Below are 244 nucleotides of genomic sequence, written 5' to 3'. Positions count from 1 at the left end.
CATCACGATCTCCCCGAATGCCACCCTGGCTGACGCCGAGGAGCTTTGCCACACCTACCGGATATCCGGGGTGCCCGTCGTCGACGACAAGGAAAACCTGGTCGGTATCATCACGAACCGTGACATGCGCTTTGAGGACAATCCACAGCGTCCTATCCGCGAGGTCATGACCGCAGCCCCACTCGTCACCGCTCCAGTGGGAACCAGCCCGTCTGACGCTCTTTCTTTGCTGGCTGCCCACAAG

The 244-nt window shown here is 60.7% G+C and carries 1 protein-coding gene; it reads left to right on the top strand.

The genetic code is table 11. The features are described from left to right. A partial coding sequence (locus ACPYOI_RS36780; protein WP_481424271.1) for a CBS domain-containing protein occupies positions 1-244 on the top strand: 244 nt, incomplete at both ends.

It is taken from the genome of Rhizobium sp. SVR5-2C (assembly GCF_056755115.1).
The sequence above is the reverse complement of the archived record's forward strand: the minus strand, read 5'-3'. Positions and strand labels throughout refer to the sequence as shown.